The organism is Asticcacaulis sp. P2_B1, from assembly GCF_056404915.1.
The window spans coordinates 182253-206005 of the sequence record NZ_JBFUDD010000002.1; the positions used below are offsets into that span (position 1 = coordinate 182253).

23 protein-coding genes are annotated in these 23753 nt (G+C 60.8%); 11 read left to right on the top strand and 12 right to left on the bottom strand.

Features of this window, described 5'->3' with window-relative positions; genetic code table 11:
- Window positions 1-120: 120 nt before the first annotated feature.
- From AC1DX3_RS05215 to AC1DX3_RS05235, 5 genes are all read left to right on the top strand, one after another.
- The gene (locus tag AC1DX3_RS05215; RefSeq protein WP_476988186.1) at window positions 121-483 is read left to right on the top strand and encodes a hypothetical protein; all 363 of its coding nucleotides are present in this window, start codon (window positions 121-123) and stop codon (window positions 481-483) included.
- A 500-nt stretch (window positions 484-983) separates the two neighbouring features.
- Window positions 984-3662, top strand: a complete 2679-nt coding sequence (locus AC1DX3_RS05220) for a type I restriction endonuclease subunit R (RefSeq protein WP_476988187.1) — start codon at window positions 984-986, stop codon at window positions 3660-3662.
- An 11-nt stretch (window positions 3663-3673) separates the two neighbouring features.
- The gene (locus AC1DX3_RS05225) at window positions 3674-5116 is read left to right on the top strand and encodes a restriction endonuclease subunit S (RefSeq protein WP_476988188.1); all 1443 of its coding nucleotides are present in this window, start codon (window positions 3674-3676) and stop codon (window positions 5114-5116) included.
- The gene (locus AC1DX3_RS05230) at window positions 5113-6579 is read left to right on the top strand and encodes a class I SAM-dependent DNA methyltransferase (RefSeq protein WP_476988189.1); all 1467 of its coding nucleotides are present in this window, start codon (window positions 5113-5115) and stop codon (window positions 6577-6579) included. Before AC1DX3_RS05225 ends, AC1DX3_RS05230 begins: the two co-directional genes overlap by 4 nt.
- 492 nt (window positions 6580-7071) lie before the next feature.
- Window positions 7072-7464 (top strand): ribosomal maturation YjgA family protein, encoded by a 393-nt coding sequence (locus AC1DX3_RS05235; RefSeq protein ID WP_476988190.1) that lies wholly within the window; start codon window positions 7072-7074, stop codon window positions 7462-7464.
- Here AC1DX3_RS05235 and flbD read toward each other — a convergent pair.
- From flbD to AC1DX3_RS05265, 6 genes are all read right to left on the bottom strand, one after another.
- Entirely contained in the window at window positions 7424-8794 is a 1371-nt protein-coding gene (gene flbD / locus AC1DX3_RS05240) for a sigma-54-dependent transcriptional regulator FlbD (RefSeq protein WP_476988191.1), read from the bottom strand. The genes AC1DX3_RS05235 and flbD overlap by 41 nt on opposite strands.
- Before the next feature lies 1 nt (window position 8795).
- The gene (fliN, locus tag AC1DX3_RS05245; protein ID WP_476988192.1) at window positions 8796-9122 is read right to left on the bottom strand and encodes a flagellar motor switch protein FliN; all 327 of its coding nucleotides are present in this window, start codon (window positions 9120-9122) and stop codon (window positions 8796-8798) included.
- Between the two features lie 17 nt (window positions 9123-9139).
- Window positions 9140-9799 carry a FliH/SctL family protein gene (locus AC1DX3_RS05250; protein WP_476988193.1) on the bottom strand — a complete coding sequence of 220 codons (660 nt, stop codon included), beginning with the start codon at window positions 9797-9799 and terminating at the stop codon, window positions 9140-9142.
- A gap of 39 nt (window positions 9800-9838) precedes the next feature.
- The gene (fliG, locus tag AC1DX3_RS05255) at window positions 9839-10861 is read right to left on the bottom strand and encodes a flagellar motor switch protein FliG (RefSeq protein ID WP_476988194.1); all 1023 of its coding nucleotides are present in this window, start codon (window positions 10859-10861) and stop codon (window positions 9839-9841) included.
- An 8-nt stretch (window positions 10862-10869) separates the two neighbouring features.
- Window positions 10870-12543, bottom strand: coding sequence for a flagellar basal-body MS-ring/collar protein FliF (fliF, locus tag AC1DX3_RS05260; protein WP_476988195.1), 1674 nt, complete (start codon window positions 12541-12543; stop codon window positions 10870-10872).
- A 284-nt stretch (window positions 12544-12827) separates the two neighbouring features.
- Complete coding sequence (locus AC1DX3_RS05265) at window positions 12828-13028, bottom strand: hypothetical protein (protein ID WP_476988196.1); 201 nt, start codon at window positions 13026-13028, stop codon at window positions 12828-12830.
- Between the two features lie 131 nt (window positions 13029-13159).
- Between AC1DX3_RS05265 and AC1DX3_RS05270 the strand changes: the two genes are divergently transcribed.
- Entirely contained in the window at window positions 13160-14725 is a 1566-nt protein-coding gene (locus AC1DX3_RS05270) for a M24 family metallopeptidase (protein ID WP_476988197.1), read from the top strand.
- Between the two features lie 31 nt (window positions 14726-14756).
- On the opposite strand, the gene AC1DX3_RS05275 is transcribed toward AC1DX3_RS05270, so the two are convergent.
- From AC1DX3_RS05275 to AC1DX3_RS05285, 3 genes are all read right to left on the bottom strand, one after another.
- A complete protein-coding gene (locus tag AC1DX3_RS05275; protein ID WP_476988198.1) occupies window positions 14757-15467 on the bottom strand; it encodes a peptidylprolyl isomerase in 711 nt (236 codons plus the stop codon).
- Between the two features lie 49 nt (window positions 15468-15516).
- On the bottom strand, window positions 15517-16644 hold the full coding sequence (locus AC1DX3_RS05280) for an FAD-dependent oxidoreductase (RefSeq protein ID WP_476988199.1): 1128 nt from the start codon (window positions 16642-16644) through the stop codon (window positions 15517-15519).
- 70 nt (window positions 16645-16714) lie between these two features.
- A complete protein-coding gene (locus AC1DX3_RS05285; RefSeq protein ID WP_476988200.1) occupies window positions 16715-17254 on the bottom strand; it encodes a hypothetical protein in 540 nt (179 codons plus the stop codon).
- 196 nt (window positions 17255-17450) lie between these two features.
- Here AC1DX3_RS05285 and greA point away from each other — a divergent pair, with 196 nt between their 5' ends.
- The 3 genes from greA to AC1DX3_RS05300 all read left to right on the top strand — a co-directional run bounded on the left by greA (window position 17451) and on the right by AC1DX3_RS05300 (window position 18930).
- Entirely contained in the window at window positions 17451-17930 is a 480-nt protein-coding gene (gene greA / locus AC1DX3_RS05290; protein WP_476988201.1) for a transcription elongation factor GreA, read from the top strand.
- A 119-nt stretch (window positions 17931-18049) separates the two neighbouring features.
- Complete coding sequence (locus AC1DX3_RS05295; protein ID WP_476988202.1) at window positions 18050-18424, top strand: hypothetical protein; 375 nt, start codon at window positions 18050-18052, stop codon at window positions 18422-18424.
- A gap of 77 nt (window positions 18425-18501) precedes the next feature.
- Window positions 18502-18930 (top strand): hypothetical protein, encoded by a 429-nt coding sequence (locus AC1DX3_RS05300; RefSeq protein WP_476988203.1) that lies wholly within the window; start codon window positions 18502-18504, stop codon window positions 18928-18930.
- Here the strand turns inward: AC1DX3_RS05300 and AC1DX3_RS05305 are convergent.
- A complete protein-coding gene (locus AC1DX3_RS05305) occupies window positions 18927-19577 on the bottom strand; it encodes a DUF6629 family protein (RefSeq protein ID WP_476988204.1) in 651 nt (216 codons plus the stop codon). The genes AC1DX3_RS05300 and AC1DX3_RS05305 overlap by 4 nt on opposite strands.
- A gap of 245 nt (window positions 19578-19822) precedes the next feature.
- On the opposite strand from AC1DX3_RS05305, the gene AC1DX3_RS05310 reads away from it, so the two are divergent.
- Window positions 19823-20539 carry a DUF899 family protein gene (locus AC1DX3_RS05310; protein WP_476988205.1) on the top strand — a complete coding sequence of 239 codons (717 nt, stop codon included), beginning with the start codon at window positions 19823-19825 and terminating at the stop codon, window positions 20537-20539.
- Here AC1DX3_RS05310 and AC1DX3_RS05315 read toward each other — a convergent pair.
- Entirely contained in the window at window positions 20533-22098 is a 1566-nt protein-coding gene (locus AC1DX3_RS05315) for an alpha-amylase family glycosyl hydrolase (protein WP_476988206.1), read from the bottom strand. The genes AC1DX3_RS05310 and AC1DX3_RS05315 overlap by 7 nt on opposite strands.
- Window positions 22099-22508: 410 nt before the next feature.
- Entirely contained in the window at window positions 22509-22670 is a 162-nt protein-coding gene (locus AC1DX3_RS05320) for a hypothetical protein (RefSeq protein ID WP_476988207.1), read from the bottom strand.
- A gap of 163 nt (window positions 22671-22833) precedes the next feature.
- Between AC1DX3_RS05320 and AC1DX3_RS05325 the strand changes: the two genes are divergently transcribed.
- The gene (locus AC1DX3_RS05325; protein ID WP_476988208.1) at window positions 22834-23526 is read left to right on the top strand and encodes a hypothetical protein; all 693 of its coding nucleotides are present in this window, start codon (window positions 22834-22836) and stop codon (window positions 23524-23526) included.
- Window positions 23527-23753: the final 227 nt, after the last annotated feature.

Genomic DNA, 23753 nt, shown 5'->3' on the forward strand with positions numbered 1-23753 from the left:
GGCTTCTGTTGAAATTTTGGTCAAGATTTCGTCGCATTTTTAACCGTTTCATTTGCACATGTATCAATTAAGTCACTTTTGCGACAACTTCCGCCATTTTCGGGCAATTTGTTTTACTTCATGATTTTAAAAGTTCAAAATTACGGTGAAATTATTATGATTATTCAATATATTATCGAGTTACCGTCAGCGCTTTACAATCGATTCGCAGTTGAAATATTTTCAACATTTCCCAAAATAACGCAATATTTTGCCGCCGCCTCTCTTTACGCCGGATCGCGCTCTGCAAAGCCGTGGAGCGCCAATTTGATACACAGAGCGTCATCCCTGTCCGATTCGCGCAAGGCGCGGCGGTCGTTTGCGCTTGCAAACGAAGTCCGCAATGGCCTGTCGCCCGAAGCCTTGGCGAAGGGGGAAGGGGGTCTGCTGACCGTAGAAACTGCGCAAGGCCGCCGGTGTGGGCTAGCCAAATTAAATGGATGAAAATGGATGAACTTTTTCCCGGTTTGGCCCGCAAAACACCATTTCACCCCGCCCCTGTTCGAAATTACCCTGCAATTCCGAACACAATTACCGCCTTTGATGCATCCAAAGGCGCCTGGAGAGCCTCAAAACCGCTCCCAAAGCCCGTTTATCCGCCTCAAAACACCCCGCAATCGCCGCCGGACTACCGCCTCGCCCGCCCGGCCCACGTCGGCGCCTGGCACAAACCGAGACGAACGTCCGTGGCCGCTCCCCTTCTCCTCCCTTGTGAGCACGCAGTGCGAAACGGGGGAGGTGTCAGTGCGAAGTCACTGACGGAGGGGGCCGGCTGACGGTTGAATATGTGTTTGCCGCCGGCATTATCCTGCGCAATCGCCGTCGCCGCATAAAATGACTGCGGTTGCATTTCACCGACATGCCGTACATAGTCCGTGCTTATGGCCACGCCTGAAGAAAAAGCCCGCCGACTCATAGACTTCCAGCTGCAGGCGGCAGGATGGGTGATCCAGGATCGTGACGAAATGAACCTCGGGGCCGGTCTAGGCGTTGCGGTTCGTGAATACCCGCTGTCTACCGGTCCGTGCGATTATCTTTTGTTTGTCGACCGCAAGGCGTGCGGGGTCATCGAGGCTAAACCAGAAGGCACGACCCTGTCGGGCGTCGCCGAACAATCTAAGGGCTATCAACAACGACTGCCGAGCCATCTCGCTAACTGGGGCGATCCCCTGCGCTTTGATTACGAAGCCAGCGGCTCGGAGACCCAATTCAGCGACCGCGACGACCCGGAACAACGCTCGCGCCGTATTTTCAGTTTTCCGCGCCCGGACAGCCTGCAAGGCCTGCTGCTGGGTGGAGCCCCCTTGCGCGACCGCCTGACCCACATGCCGCCGTTGGTGACGGACGGGCTGCGCGATTGCCAGATCGAGGCTATCGCCGCCTTGGAGGAATCCCTGGCCGCCGGCCGGCCCAAGGCGCTGATCCAGATGACCATGGGCGCCGGCAAGACCTTCACGGCCGCCACGACGGCCTATCGCCTGCTGGCCCACGCCAATGCCAAACGCGTGCTGTTCCTTGTCGACCGTAACAATCTCGGACGCCAGACCCTGAAGGAATTCCAGGCCTACCGTCCGCCCGGCACCGGTCACCTGTTTACCGAACTCTACAACGTTCAGCGTCTGGGTCCCGCCGGCCTCGATACCGACGCCAAGGTCGTTATCTCGACCATCCAGCGTGTGTTCTCGCAACTGACCGGCCGCGAGCTGTCGGAAGAAGACGAAGAAATCAGCGCCTTCGAGAGCGAAACGAACGGCGCGCCGGAAGAGGTGGTTTACAATGCGCGCATGCCGCCGGAAACCTTCGACATCGTCATTATCGACGAATGCCACAGGTCGATCTATGGCCGCTGGCGCCAGATCCTCGACTATTTCGACGCCTTCCAGATCGGTCTGACCGCTACACCTTCGGCCCACACCCTGGGCTATTTCCAGCGCAATATGGTCGCTGAATATCCCTATGAACGTTCGGTCATCGACAAGGTCAATGTCCCCTTCGAAGTCTTCCGTATTCGCACCCAGATCGGCGAGCGCGGCAGTCGTGTGCCGGCGGGCTTTGTCGTGCCGAAACGCGACCGCCATACCCGGCGTCAGCGCTATGAAGAATTGATGGACGATCTGGTCTACGCGCCGGTCGAACTGGACCGGTCGGTCGTGTCGACCAACCAGATCCGCACCGTGTTGGAAACCTTCCGCGATACCTTGCCGACCGAACTCTTTCCCGGCCGCAGCGAAGTCCCCAAGACCTTGATCTTCGCCAAGGACGATCACCATGCTGAGGAAATCGTCCACATTGCCCGTGAAGTCTTTGACAAGGGCAATGAGTTCGCCAAGAAGATCACCTATCGCGTCACCGGTGTATCGCCCGAAGACCTGATCTCGGAATTCCGCAATCAGTACAATCCGCGTATCGCCGTCACCGTCGACATGATCGCCACCGGCACCGATATCAAGCCGGTGGAGGTGCTGATCTTCATGCGCGACGTCCGTTCGGCGCTCTATTTCGAGCAGATGAAGGGGCGCGGCGTGCGTACCGTCAATCCGGCCGACCTGATGAATGTCACGCCCGACGCCCGTACCAAGGACAAGTTCATCCTGATCGACGCTGTCGGCGTCTCGGAAAGCGCCAAGACCATTTCCGCGCCGCTGGAAAAGCAGCGCACGGTGGCCTTCGACAAGCTGCTGCAACATGCCGCCAGCGGCCGCCACGATCCGGACCTGGTTTCGACCCTGGCCGTACGTTTGTCGATACTGGACCGCCATCTCGGCGCCCCGGATCAGGCGCTGGTCGTCGACAAGGCCAACGGCCTGACCCTGGCCGATATAGCCGCCGGCCTGCTGGCCAGTCTCGACAATGACCGCATAGAAGAGGCGGCGGCGCGCGAACATACGCCGCCGGTCAGCGATGCCCAATTCGACGCCACAGCCGCCCGTATGCGCGCCGAGGCCCTGCGCCCGCTCAGCGACAATCCCAGCCTGCGCAAGCTGCTAATCGAACTGAAGACGCAAAGCGAGGTCGTCATCGACGACTATAGCCGCGACGCGGTGATCTCGCATGTCTTCGACGAACGCGCCGCCCGCGCCATGACCGAAAGGTTCGAAAACTTCCTGGCCGAAAACCAGGACGAAATCACCGCCCTGTCGATCCTCTATGCCAAGCCGCACGCGCAAAAACGCCTGACCTATGACAGCCTCGAAGACCTGCGCCGCGCCATGGCGCGTCCGCCGTGGCTGCTCGAGCCCATCGCCGTGTGGGGCGCCTATAAACGGCTGTCGGGCGGCATGATCAAAAGCGATCCCGGCCGCGTCCTGACCGATGTCGTCGCCCTGGTGCGCTTTGCCCTGCATCAACAGGACAGTCTCACCCCAATGTCGGCCGACATGGCCGGCCGCTTCAATCTGTGGCTGGGACGTGAAGCCAAGGCCGGCAGGACCTATAGCCCGGGTCAGCTCGCCTGGCTCGACGCCGTGCGCGATCATTTGGCGGCAAATATTGACATCTCGCTCGCCGACCTGCAGGACCAGCCGGCGTTTTCCGATCTTGGCGGCGTCGTGGCGGCCCGTCAGGCGTTCGGCGACCGGTTGCCGCAACTGATCGACGATCTGACCGGAGCTTTGGTGGCTTAAGGGGATAGCGAGTGGCAATAAAAAAACGCACGGTCGCGGCGTCGGCGGAGCCTGTGGAAGGGCCTTGGGACCTGCCGGAAGGCTGGCGCTGGGAGCGATTGGGGGATATCGCAGAAATTAACCCGCGAACCGATTTTTCGCATCTTTCGCCCGAAACGCCTGTGTCGTTCATTCCGATGGCTGCCGTCTCTGAGGAAAGCGGAAGCGTAAGGCTGACCGAAATGCGGCCAATGTCCCAGGTTTCAAAAGGCTTTACGCGGTTTCAGCCTGACGACGTTATATTCGCCAAGATTACACCTTGCATGGAAAACGGTAAGGTGGCGATTGTCCCGCCGGTGGCGGGAAATGCAGCAGCCGGTTCAACCGAATTTCACGTTATTCGTTCCGAACAACTTTGCCCCGAATACATTTTTTACTACCTTGTCCGTCGTGCATTGCGTGAGGAAGCAAGGCGTAACATGTCAGGCAGCGCTGGACAAATGCGTGTCCCGACTGAATTTTTGCGGTCACTCGCTATCCCAGTCCCGCCGCGAGACGTTCAAGAAGCGCTCGTTAAGCGCATTATTGATCTCTTCGCAGAAATTGACGACGGTGAAGTCGCACTCGGGGGCGCACGATCCGGCGTTGAGACCTATCGCCAGGCATTGTTGAAGGCGGCGGTTACAGGCGAACTGACCGTCGGTTGGCGACGCGAAAATCCTCATGCTGAAACCGGACAAGACCTCCTCGGTCACATTATGGCCGATCGTCGAAAGCAGTGGGAAGAGGATCCGAAGAACCGTAAGAAAAAATACATTAGCACCCCTGATCTAGACACTAGTGATCTTCCTGAATTACCAGCGGGCTGGGTTTGGACAACGACGGAGATTTTGACGAACGGAGGCCGCGGTCAGATCGTAATTGGCCCCTTCGGAAGTGATCTTAAGGTTTCGGATTACCAAGAGTCTGGCGTTCCTCTTATCTTCGTCCGTCATATCAGGACAAAGGACTTCAAAGGTACACGTCCGCAATTTGTGAGCCCAGAGAAAGCTAAACAGTTGTGCGCCCATACGGCTTTGCCTGGCGATATCCTCGTTACCAAGATGGGTGACCCACCCGGCGATGTCGCAAAATATCCAGACCTTGCCCCTGCGATTATCACCGCTGACTGTATCCGTTGGCGGCACCATCCTTACGCCAGTGCTGATTTCCTTGAAGCGTGGATCAACTCTTTTTGGGGGAAAGCATGGATCAAGAGTAAGACAAAAGGGGTCGCTCAGCAAAAAATTACGCTTGAATTGTTTAGGCAAATGCCAGTGGCGCTTCCTGGTGCATCTGAACAGCATCAGATCGTAGATTTAATCAATGCTGGGTTTCAGTTTGCGGGTGCGACGGAGCCATTGACTGACATTAAGCCGCTAAATGACCTCCGCCAATCCATCCTGTCCGCCGCCTTCCGAGGAAAACTGATATGAACGAAGCCACCCTCGTTTCCAAGGTCTGGAACTATGCCCATGTGCTGCGCGATCAGGGCATCAGTTATGGCGACTATGTCGGTCAGATAAGCTATCTCCTGTTCCTCAAGATGGACGAGGAGCGCACCACGCTTTTGGGCGAGCCGTCGATGATCCCGGCGGAATATCAGTGGTCGACCCTGCGCGCCCGCTCCGGCGAGGCGCTGGAAAGCCATTACAAGGACGCGCTCACCACCCTGTCCAAACGCAGCGACATTGTCGGCACCCTGTTTCTCAAGGCCGAAAGTAAGATCAACGACCCGGCCAAGCTGCAACGCCTGGTCAGCTTGATCGACGGCGAAACCTGGATGGGGATTAATGTCGATACCAAGGGCGCCATCTATGAAGGCCTGTTGGAGCGCAATGCCGGCGAGGTCAAGAGCGGCGCCGGCCAGTATTTCACCCCGCGCGCCCTGATCCATGCCATGGTCGACGCCGTCGATCCGCAACCCGGTCAGACGGTGTGCGATCCGGCCTGCGGCACGGGCGGCTTTTTGCTGGCCGCCTACGAGCATATGAAGGTCAAGCCGGCAGCCCAGGACCGTCGTATTTCCCAGGAGATGCGCCAGAACGGTTTCAAGGGCTATGATATCGTTGCCGAGGTCGTGCGCCTGTGCGCCATGAACCTGTATCTGCACGGCATCGGCGGCGCCACCTCACCGGTCGAGGCGCGCGACGCCTTGTTGTCGGATACCGGCGAGCGCTTCGATATGGTCCTGGCCAACCCGCCGTTCGGCAAGCGCCAGTCTTTCCGCATCGTCAATAATGAAGGCGATATCGAAACCGAGCGCGAAGACTATGTTCGTGAGGATTTCACCGTCACCACCGGCAACAAGCAGCTCAACTTCCTCCAGCATATCATGACCATCTTGAAGCCCGGCGGCACGGCGGCGGTGGTCTTGCCCGACAATGTATTGTTCGAAGGCGGCGCCGGCGAGGCCTTGCGTAAGCGGTTGCTGCGCGATTTCAACTTTCACACCCTGTTGCGCCTGCCGACCGGTATCTTCTACAAGCAGGGCGTCAAGGCCAATGTGCTGTTCTTTGACAAGGTCGCCGGTGGCGAGCATGTCGCGACTAAGGATTTATGGGTCTACGATCTGCGCACCAATTCCCGGTTTACCTTGCGCGAACGGCCGCTGAAGCGTGACGACCTGAACGACTTCGTCGCGTCCTATGAGCCCGCCCATCGCCGCCATCTGCGCCAGGAAACCGAGCGCTTTCATCGCTATAGTTATGACGACCTGGCGGCGCGCGACAAGTTCAATCTCGACATCTTCTGGCTGAAGGACGACGGCCATGTCGATCCCGACAGCCTGCCGCCACCCGAAGAGGTGGCTCTGGAGATCGTCGAGAACCTGGAACTGGCCCTGGCCAAGTTCCGCAAGGTGGCCATGGAACTGGCCAAGACGACGGGGGTATTATGACAGACGCTGTGCCCGACTACCAGGCGGTCATGCTGCCCTTGCTGCGTCATTGACGGCCAGCGCCTGACCGAATTGATGGTGCATTACAAGGTCGGCGTCCTGGTCTGCGATGTCGTCGCACTCAAGCCATTCCACGAGGCCTTCATTTCGGAGTGCCGGCCGTTCGGAGCGTGGCCCGTGCGCGGCAACCGCCGCCGTCAACAATCGCCCCAAAAATCCCAGTTTCCCCGAAAAGAACAGGCTTTGGCACAGTTTTAAGAGTATTATATTACCACTCAAACAATACACTGAGAGGCCACATCTGACATTCGGAGCGCGGCCTTTCCTGAAAACCCGCCCAGGCCACTCCGAATCTCCCCGGCCATGCCGCTTCAGGCCTTGCTGGCCTTGGCTTTCACCATTCGGAGCGAAAATTTTGACCGGGCCTAAGGACCGCGGCGCTCCGAAACGAGGCCGATTGTCAAACCCTCGTGAGCGCCCTAGGTTGCCGGGATGCAAAACCGTCTGTTTTACGCCCTGGCCGGCGCTGTCATCTTCACCATCGAAGTGCTGATCGCCCTGTTCGTCCACGACGATCTGGTCCGGCCCTATATCGGCGATGTCCTGGCGGTGGTGCTGGTCTATCTCGGTTTGCGTGCCGTCACGCCCCTGCCCGTCTTGCCGGCCGTGATCATCACCTTGGGCGTAGCCGCCGCCATCGAGTTCGCGCAACTATTCCATATGCTCGATGCATTGGGCTTAAGTCACAGCCGCCTGGCGCGCGTCGTGCTTGGCGGGGTCTTCGATCTGAAAGACCTCGCCTGTTATGCGGTCGGCGCCCTGGTGGTACTCGTCGTCGAAAACCTCAGGCCGCGCTGGCGCCCGATTGCGGCGCCGGGACGCTGATCCCCGCAGCCGAATATTCGTTCAATTTATTGCGCAGCGTCCGGATCGAGATGCCGAGGATATTGGCGGCATGGGTCCGGTTGCCGAAGCAATGGTTGAGCGTGTCGATGATCAGCTTTTGCTCGACCTCGGCGACCGTCGATCCGACAAAGCTCCGCGCCGCCGACTCGGCAGCCAGCGAGATGCGGCCGACATAGTCCGAGCCGATCGGCGCCACCGGATTCAACGGTTGACCGTCCGGTAAGCGGATAGCGTCAGCGTCGATTTCGGAGCCGGACGACAACAGAACGGCGCGGTGCATCGCGTTTTCGAGCTCACGCACATTACCGGGCCAGGCATGGGCCTGCAGCCGGCGCTTGGCTTCCAGCCCGATCGGCTTCAATGGAATGGCATTGGCTTCGGAATATTTCTTGGCGAAGAATTCCGACAGGGCCAGGATATCGGCCGGGCGTTCGCGCAACGGCGGAATGGCCAGGTTGATGACATTCAGGCGATAGAGCAGGTCTTCGCGGAACGACCCGTCCTTGACGGCGGCGACCAGGTTGCGGTTGGACGTCGCCAGGACGCGGATATTGACCGGCACGGGCTTGGCGCCACCGACGCGGTCGATGATACGCTCCTGCAGGGCGCGCAGCAGCTTGGCCTGCAAACGCGTGTCCATTTCGGAGATTTCGTCGAGCAGAAGGGTGCCGCCGTCAGCCTCTTCGAACTTGCCGATGCGCCGCGCCATGGCGCCGGTGAAGGCGCCCTTTTCGTGGCCGAACAGCTCGGATTCCAACAGGTTATCGGGAATGGCGGCGCAGTTGACCGAAATGAACGGACGCTGGGCGCGCCGGCTCTTTTCGTGCAGGTAGCGCGCCATGACCTCCTTGCCGACGCCGCTTTCGCCGGTGATCAGGATCGAGGCGTCGGACGCCGCCACCTGATCGGCCAGTTTCAGCACAGCCAGCATGGACGGGTCATTGGTGACCAAAGGCCTTGAGTCATCGGTGACGGCGGCCAGGACGGCGGCGATCAGCTCGGCATCGGGCGGCAGCGGGATGAATTCCTTGGCGCCGGCCGAGATGGCGAAAGCCGCCTTGCGCGGGTCCGGATTGACGCCGCACGCCACCACCGTGACGAAGATGTGCTCGCGCTCATTGGCTTCGATCAGCGACTTGATATCGAGCTCGTAATCGACCATCAGCAGGTCGGCGCCCTGGCCCTTGCGCAGGGCTTCGGTGGCCGCCGTGCAGGTATCGACATGGGCGACCTTCGCGCCTGTGTCCATGGCCATCTTGACGGCGACGGACAACTGACCGCTCAATTTTCCAACAACCAAAAGTCTCATCTTAACTGCTCGCGTCTTCGGATTTGATGATTTCCGTCATGGTCACACCCAGCCGGTCGTCGACAACGACGACCTCGCCACGCGCCACCAGGCGGTTATTGACATAGATATCGATGGCTTCGCCGACCTTGCGGTCCAGTTCCAGGACGCTGCCCTGGCCCAGCTTCAACAGCTGCGACACCGACATATAGGATTTGCCCAGCACCGCCGAGATGTTGACGGGCACATCGAAGACAGGCGCCAGATCGGCCGCCGCCTTGTCGCCGTCGTCTTCGGGACCCGAGATCGGGCCGCCTTCTGCGAAATCTTCCAAGCCCAGATCGGCCATGGCGTTACTTTCTATACCTAAACTTCAGGCGCGTCATGACGCGTCCGGTTCTGATGATAGACCTCGGCCTCCATGGCCTCGGTCAGGGCGTGTTCGAGCGCGTCGAACACCTGTTGCGGATTGAATTCAGCGCGGCCGTCGCTCCAGGCGACCTCGAAAGCGCCTTTCGGCAGGGACGGCTTGTCGCGGAACGTGATGTGACCGCCGAAGCCCGACAGGGCGGACGCTTCCAGGGCGGCGGCTTTCAGCTCCTCGGACGGGTCGGCGGCATAGAGGACCAGACGCGAGGCCAGCTCGATTTCCTGGCCGAGGGCTTCGAGGGCGGCCGTCATCGGCGCCTCCGGGAAGCGGTCGAGAGCTTCGCAGGCGATCTTCTGGGCACAGGCCAGCGCCAGCTTGACCGCCGCCTCCTTGTGGGCGTGGATGGCGTCGGTCAGGCCGTGCAGGCCTTGTTGCGCCGCATTGGCCAGGTCCTGAACGGCGGCGGCCTGAGCCATTTGCGCGCGTGCCAGGGCCGAGTTCTCGCCCTGGGCCAGGGCCTGTTTGCGGACGGCCTCGACCTCTTCGGGGGTGAAGAACTTCTTTTCGCGCGGCGCCGGCGTCGACACGACGCGCCCGCCATCGCCGAAGACGGTGCCGAACTCGAATTTCTTGTGTTCCTGGGTATTGATGGTCATGCCACGGCCTTCCCGAAGATAATGAGAGCGCCGGAGACGTTAATAAATAAGTTCATCATCGCCTCCCTGACCGGCCAGCATGATTTCGCCCTTGGCGGCGAGATCCTTGGCGACCTGGACCATGGCCATCTGGGCGGCGTCGACGTCCTTCAGACGCACCGGGCCCATCGATTCCATATCGTCGCGCATGATCTTGGCGGCGCGTTCGGACATGTTGGACATGAACATGTCGCGCAAGCTGTCCGACGAGCCCTTGAGCGCCAGGGCCAGCTGATCCTTTTCGACAGCGCGCAGCAGGGTTTGCACCCCGCCCGGATCGAGCTTGGACAGGTCTTCGAAGACGAACATCAGGGCGCGGATGCGTTCGGCGGATTCGCGGTTGCGTTCTTCCAGGGCGGCAACGAAGCGGCTTTCGGTCTGACGGTCGAAATTGTTGAAGATTTCGGCCATCAGTTCGTGCGAGTCGCGCTTGGAGGTGCGCGCCAGGTTCGACATGAATTCGACACGCAGGGTCTGTTCGATCTTGTCGAGGATTTCCCGCTGGACCGGCTCCATGCGCAACATGCGCTGGACGCATTCGAGCGCAAAATCTTCCGGCAAGGACGACAGGACGCGCGCGGCGTGGTCGGCCTTGATCTTCGACAGCACGACGGCGACGGTTTGCGGGTATTCGTTCTTGAGGTAGTTGGCCAGCACCGCTTCGTTGACGTTGCCCAGCTTGTCCCACATGGTGCGGCCGGCCGGACCGCGGATTTCTTCCATCAGGGCTTCGACTTTTTCCGGCGGCAGGAAGGAGCCCAACAGACGCTGGGTCTGTTCGAACGAGCCCATAATGGTGCCGGAATTGCTCATGCCCGATACGAATTCGACCAGGAGCTCTTCGACGACATTGGCTGCGACCGTGCCGAGCGACGACATGGCCTGGGAGATCTCCTTGATCTCTTCTTCGTCGAGCGCCTGCCATAGGGCGACGTGGTCCTCGCCGAGCGACAGCAGGACGACGGCGGCCTTCTCGACCCCGCTTAATCGTTTTGCATCATCAATCAGATTCTTCCGGGCCATCGCCATCTCTAGCTTTCGTGCAGCCAGGCCCGGAGAATCGATACCGATTCATCAGGGTGGCGGTCCACAAACTCGGATACCTTCTTGACCGAAGACGCCTTGACCTGGCCTTCGATGCGCGCGATGTCGATGCGTTGTTCCTGTTCCTGAGAGGGCACGAGGCCCGTTGCGGCAATGTTTTCAGCCGGCGTGAAGGCGAGAGACGGACCGGATACCCCGCCGGCCATGGCCAGTTGGCCGCCAGGACCGGACAGGGCGCCGCCATTGGCCTGGGCGAGGAAGTTGGTGCCGTTGCCGCCGATGAACTTCAGCAACGGGCGGGCGACCAGGAAGATAGTCAGCAGGGCGACGATGAACAGGACGGCCATTTCGGCGGCGCGCATGATGTCGTTCTTGTCGAAATCGAACATCGACGATTTCGCCGAGGTGCCCGCGCCGTCGAGGGCGGCGTGGCTGAAGCGGACATTGAGAACCTGGAGCTGGTCGCCGCGCTGGGCGTCGATACCGACCGCGGCCGAGACCAGGTCGCGGATCTTCTGCATGTCCTCGACGGAACGCGGGGCATAGGTGTCGGGGCCCTTGCCGTCCTTGGCGGGGGTGGAGATGCCGTCAACCACGACCGCGACGGCCAGTTTGCGCAGTTCGCCCGGCGCCGTGACGGTGGTCGTCTTGGTGGTCGATATCTCGAAATTGGTAACTTCCGAATCCTGGGTGCTCTTGCTGGCGGCGATGGTCGAAATCGTCGGCGCGATCTGGGTGTTCGGAATATTGGCCGAAGCCGTGGTTTGACCGCCACCATTGGGGTCGGGAGAGGTGTCGGCGGTCGAATTGGTGCTGGTCGAACGCACGACCTGACCGTCGGGATCGTATTGCACCTGTTCCTTGGTCGTCGAGGTCGGGTCGAGGTCGGCGGTGACGGTCACGCGGGCGGCGCCCGGCCCGACGACGCCTTCGACGATGTCCATGATACGCTTGCGCATCGTATCCTCGACCTCGTTCTTGTGCGCCGCGCCGGCGCCGCTCAGCAGTCCGTCGTCGCCCGGCGCCGCCAGCAAGTGGTTGCGGTCGTCGACAACGGTAACATTGTCGGCCTTGAGATTGGGCACGGCGCCTGCGATCAGGTTGCGGATGGCGGCGACCTGGTCACCGTTCAAGTCGGAACCGGAAAGGCCCAGCACGACCGAAGCCGTCGGCTGTTCGGCCTCGTCGCTGAACAGCTCGCGCTTGGGCATGACCAGGTGGACGCGCGCCGACGAAATACCGCGCAAGGTGCCGATGGTACGTGCCAGCTCGCCTTCGAGGGCGCGCTGATTATCGAGGTTCTGGACGAATTCGGTCTGGCCCAATGCCGGGGCGTTATCGAAGATTTCATAGCCGACGCTGGCGGCCGTCGGCAGGCCTTTCGAGGCCAGCATCATGCGCGCCTTGGCGACATCGTCGCGGGCGACCATGATCACCGACCCATCGCCCTTGGCCTCGTATTTGATGCCGGCCTGGGAGAGGTTGGTGGTGATTTCCGACGCTTCCTTGAGATCGAGATTCGAATAGAGCAGGGATTGCGGCTGGGCGCTGACATTGAGGATGATAGCCGCCATCACAGCGGCAACGCCGGCCGCAGCACCCAGAATCGCGGTCAGCCGGCCGATGCCGAATTGACGCAAACTATTAAAGAATGACTCCACGTGGTCTCTGCCCTATCACCATGGCTGGACAGGACGATTGCGCCGTCATGCCTCTGCTACTAGGCAGTAATTTCCCAGTGGTGGGTTAATTTGGGATTAAGGGGCGGCGACGAAAGCCGAATTTCCGATAAATAACCGCGAATTAGCGGGAAAGGCGAATATCGGCGTTCTCTATGATATCACAAACACGACCAGTGTAACAGCGCAGGTTTGTGCGCAGCTGAATTCACCAATCGGGCAGCGGACGACGCATAGCCATACGAACGGTAACTAGAGTCGGTGCGTCAAGAACCGGGGAAAAAATCGCGGCGGATCGAGGCCCAGATATAGTCGAGCACCAGGTAATAGAAAACCGATTTGACCAGTTTCGCGGTTTCGATACCGGTATAATACTGGAAGCATATGGCCAGGAAGAGCGTAGCGATCATCACCCAACCGGCGATCATCAGCTTCTTCGGCATCAGCAGCTTTTCAACAAAAGACATGTACGCGTCTCGACAAAATAAAGAACTGATAAGTTTTTAGCTGTAGCAAATTGCTAAAAGATTAACAACCCGGTCACGAAGGTTAACAGCCGGCCCTTGCGGGTTTGCCTCCCGCGGGTTAGCGTCCGGCCATGAGCCGTGAGACCGTCAATACCCTGTGTGCTACCCTGCCCGGCGCCGAAGTTTCCGACCCGTGGGGCGGCGGCCACGATGCCTGGAAGGTCGGCGGCAAGATGTTTGCCCTGACCGGCGCCATGTCCCTAGGCGTGTCCGTCAAGACGCGCGATATCGAAACGGCCCAGATGTTGATCGACGTGGGCATTGCCGAACGTGCGCCCTATCTGCATCGGTCGTGGGTCCGCCTGAAATGGGACATATCACGACGAATTGCGTGCCCGGATCGTGGAATCCTATCGCCTTATTCGCGGCAGTTTGACGAAGAAGGCGCAGGCGGCCCTGGGGGAGATGCCATGATAACCAAGCGCCTGTTTTTGGCCGGTGTGGCGGCGACAGCCGTCGCGACGCGCGTTTCGGCGGCACCGGCTCTGAGCTCCATGAGTACCGGCGCTGTCGCCATTACCGTTGCTGAACGCCTGGCGCGGATTGCCAAGCTGCAGGGCCTGATGCAGGCCCAGGGCGTCGGCGCCCTGATCGTCGAAAGCGGCCCGACGCTCGACTATTTCACCGGCGTGCAGTGGTGGCGGTCCGAGCGCGTCACCGCGGCGATTCTACCGGCGGACGGCGATCCGATCATCGTCACTCCGGCTTTCGAAGAGCCATCGGTGCGCGAAAGTCTGGCCATTCCTGCTGACGTCCGGCCATGGAACGAGGACGAAGATCCGACAGTCTTCCTGGCGCGGGGCCTCAGCGATCGCAAGCTGAGCGAGGGTAAGCTGGCCTTCGAGGCGACGACGCGTCTGTTTATCGTCGATGGCTTACGCCGCGCCAATCCCGGCCTCACCGTCGTGTCCGGTGTCGCCCTGGTCAATGCCTGCCGCCAGATCAAGTCGCCGGCCGAGCTGGCCCTGATGCAGGTGGCCAATGACATCACCCTGGCGGCGCTGCGCTATGTCCATGGCCAGGTCAAAACGGGCGTGACGACCCATGATATCGCCGACCTGATGGACAAGACGACGGGATTGCTGGGCGGTCCGTCGGAGTTTTCGCTGGTTCTGCTGAATGAGGCCAGCGCCTATCCGCATGGTTCAAAACAGCCGCAGACCGTGCGCGACGGCTCTGTCATCCTGATGGACTGCGGCTGCACCGTGCATGGCTATCAATCCGACATGTCGCGCAGCTGGGTCTTCGGCACGCCCAGCGCCAAGCAGCGCAAGGTGTGGGAGACGGTCCGCCGCGGCCAGGATGTGGCGCTGGAAACCGCCAAGATCGGCGTGCCGGTGGGGGCGATCGACGACGCGGTGCGCGCCTTTTATGAAAAGGAAGGCTGGGGACCGGGCTATCACCTGCCCGGCCTGCCGCACAGGACCGGCCACGGTATCGGGCTGGAAGGCCATGAATCGCCGTATCTGGTCCACGGCGACATGACGCCCTTGCAAGCGGGGATGTGTTTCTCCGACGAACCGGGTTTGTATATCCCAGGCGAATTCGGTATCCGGCTGGAAGACTGCTGGCATATGACCGAGAGTGGGCCGAAGCTGTTCTCGCCGCTGGCGGAGTCCTTCGACAACCCGGTTTAAGAAATAGGTCGATCTGCGGATCAATCCTTACTTAACTCGACGCGACCGCGGAGGCCGCCTCGACAGCGACCGGCGCCGGAGCAACGCGGGTCGCCGACTGGATAATGACCGGCTTTTTCAGCATCTGGCCCGACCAGCCGCCTTCACGTGTATGGCTGTCGATGCGGCCGGCCAGGATGCTGCGCACCACGCCCATACCCTTGACGACATGGCCGAAGGCGGCGTAGCCCAGATGGTCGTCGGAGCCGTTGCGGCCAAAGTCCATATAGGTATTGTCGCCGACACAGATGACGAAGTCGGCCGTCGCCGTGCCTGGGGCGAAGCGCGACATCGAGACGGCGCCGCTGGTGTGGGACAGGCCGGTGACCTTGGTCGATTCGTGGGCGATTGGCGGGAAGGTCGGGCCCTTCATCGTCGCCTGGATAAAACCTGACTCGCCCGAGTGAGCCGCCCGCCAGAACGGAGCGCCGACCAGTTTGCCGGCATCGACATATTTGAGGAAGTTGGCGACCGTAATCGGCGCCTTCTTGGCTTCGAGCAGGAGGACGATCTCGCCCTTGTCGGTTTGCAGGCTGACGGTCACCGTATCGGGTTCCGGCGGAGGCGGCGGTGGCGGCGCCGGGGGTGCTGGCGGAGGCGCTTCGTCCACGGGCGCCTCCGGCTCGGCCGGCTTATGGCACGCGGCCAGTGTCGTTGCGATCACGGCCGCGCCAGCAGCAATAAGGTCCCGTCTTTTCATCATATAATCTCCACCGCGTCACTTATCGACATTTGCCGGCGATTGGCAAGTCTCAGACAGGTGAGTAAATGGTCTTGAGCTTCTCCAGCGCCGCCTGGGCTGCCACCGGATCGGCCGTCTCATTGTCGTCGTTCCAGCCGAAATTTTCGTCCGGACCGGTTTCCTGGACGACGATGCCGTCGCGGCGTCCGACAATGTTCAGACCGTTATAATAGACGGTATAGTGGACGTCGTCCTGGGGCGTCAGCCAGACGATCTGGCCGCGCACCGGCACGATGGTTTCGTCCTTGAACAAGGCGCGGGCGCCATAGCCGGTGCAGTTGATCAGGACCTTTTCCTTGACGTGCGACAGGTCGGCCGGCGTCTGGAAGTCGGCATGTTCGATGCGGCCGCCGGCGATGAGGAAATCGGTCTCGAGCTGATGGCTGTAATCGGCGACATTGAAGGCCATGGTCTGGCCGCGGCGGATGTCGGTCACCGAAAACGGCAAGCCGGCGGGATCCACGGCGGCGTAATGCGGCATGGTGGGGCGAATACGGTCGGTCAGGTAGATAAAGCCCGGATCTACGCCCTCGGGTTCCGCGGTTGGTGCCGGCGGATCGCGCAAGAGATAGGAATCGATCCATTCGACCGGATTGCCGGCCTGGCCGATAAAGGATTGGTGCATGGTGAGCGCCGTACGCGCCATGCGCTCCCAACGGTCGGGGAAATCGGCGGCGACCGAGGCCGTCTTGGCGACGCGCGAATCCGGCGTCCAGGTGCCGGTGGCGCGGGCCGAGCGCACAAAGGGAAAGCGTTCGCGGGCATAGATGGTGACTTCGGTGCCGGCGCGTTGGGCGGTGATGGCGGCGGTCAGGCCGAGGGCACCGGCGCCGATGACGGCGATCTTTTTTGGCGAGTTTTGCATGGCCAGCCGGACGGCTTCGGCGGCCGAGCCCCAGGACAACGACCAACCGCTGCCGCCGTGGCCGTAATTATGGATGACGGTCTTGCGGCCAACCTGTTCGGCTTCGATGCGCGGCCCCATGGCACGGAACGGGCGCAGACAGACCGTGGTGCGGAAAAGCTCGGGCGGGGACAGGCGAATGCGGCCGACGGTTTCGCCCGCCCGCGCCAGACGCGGTAAAGCCGCCAGGGTGCCGGCCGCCAGGCCTGCGCGCAAAAGATGCCGTCTGTCCATACTGGTCCCCTGTCGAATACCGCGGAAACTTATCCGACAAGTCCGGCATGTGCGCAAGAGAGGGACGGCTTTAGCTGGGGATGTTCTCGCCGGCCGAAACCCCTCTCAGAGATTCGTAGGGTATAGGGGCGTCGGGGAGCGCTTCGGACGGGGCATAAACCGCGTTGACGGGCGCGTCGGCGGCCGGAGCATCATCGTCGCTCGGGCCGCCCATCAGGGCGGCGAACTCACCATCGTCAAAACGGGTTTCCGCCTTCAACTGAACGGCAGAAGCCGGCATGGCGGGGACATCGTACACAGCCGGCACGACGGGCGCTTCGCTGGCATTATAGTCGCTGGGCGGTGTGAAGGTGACCAGTTTCGAAGTCGGCGTGGCGTAATCGCCGGCGATGTCCGCATAGGCCGCGACTTGGGGGGTGCCGCCGGATACGTCGATATCCGGCATGTGGCTCCATGCCGACACGACGGAGGCGCCACTTAAGGAAAATACCACCGCGGCGACGCCCAGGGTCACCCAAAGCGTAACAGGGCGCTGCGGCTTTTCCGGTTGCGGCCAATGGATATAGGCGGGGATTTCGATAGCCGGATCGGCATAGGCAAGGCTGGACATGGCACGGACTCGGATTGTGACTCGGATGGCTGACGGGCCATATCTACGCCTTCCGCCCGTAAATTTTCGCGACAAACCTTGGCTGGGATCATCATGATCCGGCGTGGCGCCCTGCCCTATCGGCGCTTCGCAACCCAGTCCTAAAAAACTACCGGGTTCTTATTTTTCTTCATCGCGATTGTGCTAAGACGTTGAGATGAGTGTAGCTTTTACCCGCGATGAAGATCACGAGGCCGCCGCCGCCAACCTGCCCGACCGGCCAGTCTCTTCCCATCCTAACCTGGTCACGCCCGAAGGCCTGGCCCGGTTGGAAGCTGACTTCGCCCTGGCCAAGGCCGCCTATAGCGCCGCCCAAACGTCGGGCAGTGTCAGCGACGATCGCACCGCCATGGCGCGGGCGACACGCGATCTGCGTTATTTTACGGCGCGTTTGGGCTCAGCTCAGCGCATCGAGCCGGTGGTGGCGCCGGAACGCGTGGTGTTCGGCTGCACCGTGACGATTGCGCGCGACGACGGCCGCGAACAGGTCTTTCGCATTGTCGGCGAAGACGAGGCCGATCCTGCTGCCGGCAGCGTGTCCTATGTATCGCCCCTGGCGCGCGCCCTGTTGGGCAAGGAGACCGGCGACGAGGTCCAGGTGGCGGGCGCCACAGTCGAGATCATTCGCATCCAATAAATAAAAGGTTAACAGCCGATTGAGCTTATCTTTTCACGGTTTGCAAGTCTTGCGATCTTAGATTGTTTCGGCGGTCCAGCGTTTTCCGGACGCTTGTACATGAACGAGAAAGTTCACCCATGTCTCAAGAGACAAAGATCAATGTCGCCAAGGCGCTGACCATGCAGCTTCACGTCACCGAGGAAGCCATCGACACGGCGCTCAGCGAGGCCGCTCATCTGATCGAAACCTACATCAGTTCGCGCCGCGCCGTCCGCATGTCGGCCATGATCTCAGGCGATGTCCATGAAAGCACGCTGAAGGCCATGATGGCGCTCAACGCCGCCCAGCAGCACATGACCGATGCCCATCGCGGACTCAGCCTGGTGCAGCAACAGGTCGGCATCCGCGCCGGCGCCATTATTCCGCCCGTTGACAAGCCCGACCCCCGCGATCCTGGCAATGGCGGGGTGACCAGTGATCCACCGCTACAGCGCCGCCAGGTTGCATATTAATACTCGCAATCACTTGCCAAGTCCGCTCCCTGCGATATGGTCATTAGTCTAGAGGCCAAGTCAGGGGACGGGCGGGCATGTTACAATCTTTGGTGACCCAGATCGGGGCGGCGGCGGTCGTCATCGTCTGCCTGTACGCCCTTGTCGTCGGAACGTGGCGGGAGCGCTTCGGCGCCTTTATCTACTTGGCCGCCTATTTGCTGACCATTGGCTTCGTCCTGATTGAGCGCGAGCATTTCACCCTCTATCTGCTGCTAAGCGATATGGTCTGCCTGCAGGCCTTTTTGTTCCTATGTTGGAAGACGCCGCATCCGTGGCCGAAATGGGCGGTGCTGGGGCAACTGACCTGTGTGGCGGCCGAGCTTGCCGCCCTGATGAAGCTGGGTTTGCATAGTTTTAATTTCCTGACCATCGAAACCGCCGCCGGCTGGGCCGTCCTGCTGTCCCTGCTGATCGGGGCGATCGCCGCCAGCCGGGCCAAGCGCGCGGCAAAAAACCTGGCTTAGGCCGGCACCGTCTCCACCGCTCGCGCCCTGCGGAAATGGTAATAGATCAGCGCGCTGACGATGGCGGCGAAGAAGCACCACACCGACGGCCAGTTGAGGTGATAGAAGCTGTACGCGACGCCGAAGCCGATGAAGTTGGCGATGCCGATCCACAATACCGTCTTGTGCGACGAGACAAAATAGGCAGCACAGGTGGCGATGAGATAGGCCGAGCGCACCAGCAGTCCGCCGGCCACCGGATTGGTATAGACCAGGCAGGCATTGACGACGTGGACCGAGACGCCGTAGCGCAAGATGATGAGGAAGGTCGAGACCGCAACCACCACGCCGACCGCCAGCACGACCTGCATGATCCGCTTGCGCACCCGGTCGGGCTCGATCAGCATAATGCCGAACGGGATGATCATCGGCCAGACGACACCGATGAAGAAGGCATAGATCTGAACCAGGGCGTGGGTTGCCTGTTCGGTGCCGCCCTGGGGCAGGAGTAGCCACAGCACGCCTTCGATAAATTGCTGGGTGGCGAACAGCAGGGGCACGCTGGCGAAGGGCTTATCGCGGATCTGCGGCGCCTGACCCAGGGCGAGCACCCCGGCGCCGGCGACAAAAGCACTGGCGGCAAAACTGACCGGCGCCGAAAAACACATGAATAACCCCCGTGGCATCTTTTTGAGCTCAAGCGCCGCATGGCTCCTCGCATAAGCTCGGACGGGCGGTCGCCCTTGCCAAGCGCGAAGAGTCATTGTCATCGCAGCTTGGAATAATGGGATTTCAGCTTAGGGTGTTCGCCGGCAATGTAAACAGGTCACCGAGACGTTACCCGGCGTGTGTTGCCACGGGCGGTATCGCAGCTATCTTGCCCGCGGGCTGAAACACACACGGAGATGCTTCCATGGCCGACATGATCGACACCCAGGCACCCTTGGCGCCCGCAGAGGATTTGGCGCGCGACAATCCTATCCGTATCCGAAACGAAAGCGACGAGTACCGCGCCGCCCGGACGGCCCTGCTGGCCGAGGAGATCGAGCTGCGCCGTCATATCGAACGGGTCGCCGCCCAGCGCCGCGCCTTGCCGCCGGGCGGTCCGGTCCAGGGTGATTACGCCTTTGAAGGTGAGGACGGCACCACCGATATCGTCGGCCTGTTCGGCGACAAGCTGACGCTTGGGGTCTACAGCTTCATGTTCGGCCCGCAGCGCGAACGGCCCTGCCCCATGTGCGTCAATCTGCTCGGCGCCTTGGAAGGCAATGCCAACGACCTGGATCAAAAGATGTCTCTGGTCGTTGTGGCGCGGTCACCGATCGAGCGCCTGATCGCGTGGAAGAAGGAACGCGGCTGGAAGAACCTGCGGCTCTATAGCGATCTCAACGACAACTATTCGCGCGACTATTTCGGCGTGACGCCCGATGGCTCGGACATTCCGGCCTTCAATGTCTTTACACGCCGCAGCGGCACGATCCGCCACTTCTGGTCCGGCGAAATGTCCGGCTCGACAGCGGACCCCGGCCAGGATCCGCGCGGCGCCCCGGACCTGGCGCCATTGTGGAATGTGCTCGACATGACGCCCGAAGGCCGCGCTCCGGATTGGTACCCCAAGCTCAATTACTGAGACTTGACGAGCACGGCTGTGGTTTTAGGCGGCAGGTGAACCGCGGCCTGGCCGCTTAAACGTGGACCGTTCGCCAGCGCGTCGATCAGCCCGGTGCCGGCGTCCAAGCTGTAGTCCTGAGCCTTGTCCGACAGGTTGATCACGATGGTTGCGGCATCGTGATCGTTAGAGCGCGTGAACGCGAGAACTGGGTTGCCGGCCTTTGACAACAGCTTGAAATTCCCGTCGCTGATCACCGGATGGGCCAGGCGCACGTGATAGAGGGCGCGGTAATATTCGAGCAGAGACGATGGATCGCCGGCTTCGGCCGCGACATTGTGGGTGGCGACATTGATCGCCAGATTGCGATAGGGCTTGGCGGTGGTGAAGCCGGCGGTTTGCTTGACTGCGGTCCAGCTCATGGGCGAGCGGATGCCGGGGTCGGTAAATGTCCCGCCATTGCTCATGCCGATTTCTTCGCCGTAATAGGTGAAGGGCGTGCGCGAGGCCAGGATCGAGATGGCCGCCATGACGCGGTAATCGGCTTCGTCATTGACACCCAGTTGGTTGGTCAGGCGGTCGCCGACATACCAGTCATGGCTTTGCAGGACGAGCGGCATGCGGTCGTGGTCAGCGTAGGACAGTTGCTCGATCAGGCCGGGTTCGGCGGTGCCTTTCAGCGCGCTGTTGCGGATATCGTCCATCGACTTGAAGGCAAAGCTGTTGCGGCAGGATTGGGTATAGTAGCGCGGTGCGAAATTGGCCTCGCAGACGAGATAGCGGTTGTCGTAGGCGTCGAGGACGTCGCTGAGTTTCTGGACGACGGCGAGGTTTTCCGGCTGGTCGCGAAAGGCGTCGGGACCGTTTTCGATCAGTTGCGTTACGGCGTCGACACGGAAGCCATCGACGCCGCGGTTGAGCCAGAAGCGCATGCTGTCTGAGAGATAGGCGACGACCTTCGGGTTGCGCAGGTTCCAGTCGGGCATGATGTCGTCGGAAATGCCGTAATAATAACCGGTCCCCGATTTGCGCCACCACGGATAGGGCCATTGGGCATTGGTGTCGCGATCCTGGAAAAGGAACCAGTCGCGGTAGGCACTGGTCTTTGAGGCGACGGCGTCCTGGAAGATCGGATTGTCGCTGCCTGCGTGGTTGGGCACGAGATCGAGGACGACGCCGATGCCGCGTTTATGGGCTTCGGCGACCAGGCGGTCGAAATCGGCCAGGGTGCCATAGTCGGGATTGACGGCGCGGTAGTCATTGACGGCGTAGCCGTGATCGCCGTCGGTGCTGGGGTTGATCGGCATCAGCCAGATGCCGGTAATGCCGAGATCCTTGAGATAGTCGAGGCGGCTGGTCAGGCCGTTGAAATCGCCGATGCCGTCGCCGTCGCTGTCCTGATAGGAGCGGACGAAGATCTCCATAAAGGCGGCTGTGCGGTTCCAATTGGCCGGCAAGGCAGAGGTCGGGTTGGCCGGCGCGACGGTTCTCATATCGACGGCCGGCGTGGCCAGAACAGGTGCTGCCAGGGCGAGTGCCGATGTCAGGCAAAGGGCGGCCCGCGAAAGGTGAAAGCGCATGTTTGTCCCCGTATGGTGTGCATCCGGCCTGTTGGCCCTGGCGTCAAAGGGCATGTGTCGCGGGCGGACGCTATCGGTATACGTATGCAGAGTAAGGGAATACGTATGCAGGCCTCGGCGGGTTTGGGGCGATTCGGAGTAGAGTCGGGCCGTTTGCTGGCACCCCGAAAACCGGCGCTCCGAAGGGATTGGCGGGCGGAAAGGGCGTTATTTCTTAAGGGGTTGGGTGGGTGGAGGTTGTTACGAAATAAGGGTTTTCCGCACTCCGAATGGCCGCGCTCCGAATAGCCACGCTCCGAATGGCCACGCTCCGAATGGCCACGCTCCGAATGGCCACGCTCCGAATGGCCACGCTCCGAATGGCCACGCTCCGAATGCCTTCAGTCAATCATTGATTATGCAAATGTCAACTAAGGCCTGCTGCGAATATAGTCTTCGGCATCGACCTCATAGACGGCGGCAGGATTTTGCCGATACAGGTCTTCCAAGGTGACGCCTGCGCCCTGCCAGGTGTCTTCTTGTGTGACGGGGTGCCAGTCGTCGCTGTCGGGCGAGGGGCCGGTAAAATACACCAGATGGGGACTTCGGCCGAGGCCATCGAATTGTACCAGGCTTCTGCCAGGGTAAAATGCCAGTTGAAATCCATGCCGATCGCCATGGCCGAACGAGCGTCGTAAGGGTTGCGCCTTTTTTCCACCTATGCATAATTTTGTCATCTATCGGCGGAGGGGTGTTATGCGTCTGGTTTGGGGTCTGTTGGCGGCGCTCGTGGTTTTGCTGGCCGGGTTTTGGCCCAGCTTTTTCTCCAATCCCGGACAGCTCGATGCGCTGCATATCCTGCACGGCATATTCGCCACCGGCTGGATGCTGATACTGATCCTGCAAGCCTGGCTGATGGCCAGCGGCAAGCTCACCCTTCATCACTGGATCGGGCGATTGTCGCCGATTTGGGTGGCGGGGTTGCTGTTCACAGCCGTCAGGATCATGATGTACAGTCTCGGTTCGACGGCGCGGCATGCCTTGCCGATGCCCGTGCGGCCGATCCTGATCTTTTTCGATATTCCGTCGTTGATCACCTTCGCCGGCTTTTATGCCGCGGCCATCTATTTCGCTTTCAAGCGCGTGATCGACCTGCATTATCGTCTGCTGGTCTCGACGGTGATTATCGTGATGCTGCCGGCGGTCTTTCGCGCCTTGCAGTACCTGCCGATTTTCGACTCGCTAGGCGCGATTATCGCGCCGAGTTTCTGGATCATGGAGGCGACCTGTATCGGCCTGATCGTTTACGACTATGTCGTCCACAAGAAGACCTTCGCGCCCTATTGGCTGACCCTGGCCTTGTTTGTCGTCCTGCAGGTCAGCTATCCGTATGTGACCGGCTTTGCGCCCTATATGGCGCTGATCCGCGTCATGGGTTATCCGGGGTAGCGGCCTCGCAAAGAGCCTTGATGATGGGCAGGGTGCCGCCCCAATAGAGATGGGCGTGGGGCGCTATGGACGGTTCGGCGAAGTCGCTCAGGGTGACGATTGCGACGTGTTTGAAGGCGGATAAACGGGCTTTGGGACGGGTTTGAGGCTCTTCAGGCGCCTTTGTAGCCATCAAAGGCGGCGAAAATGGCCAGAATTGCGGGGGGTAATTTTGAACAAGGGCGGGT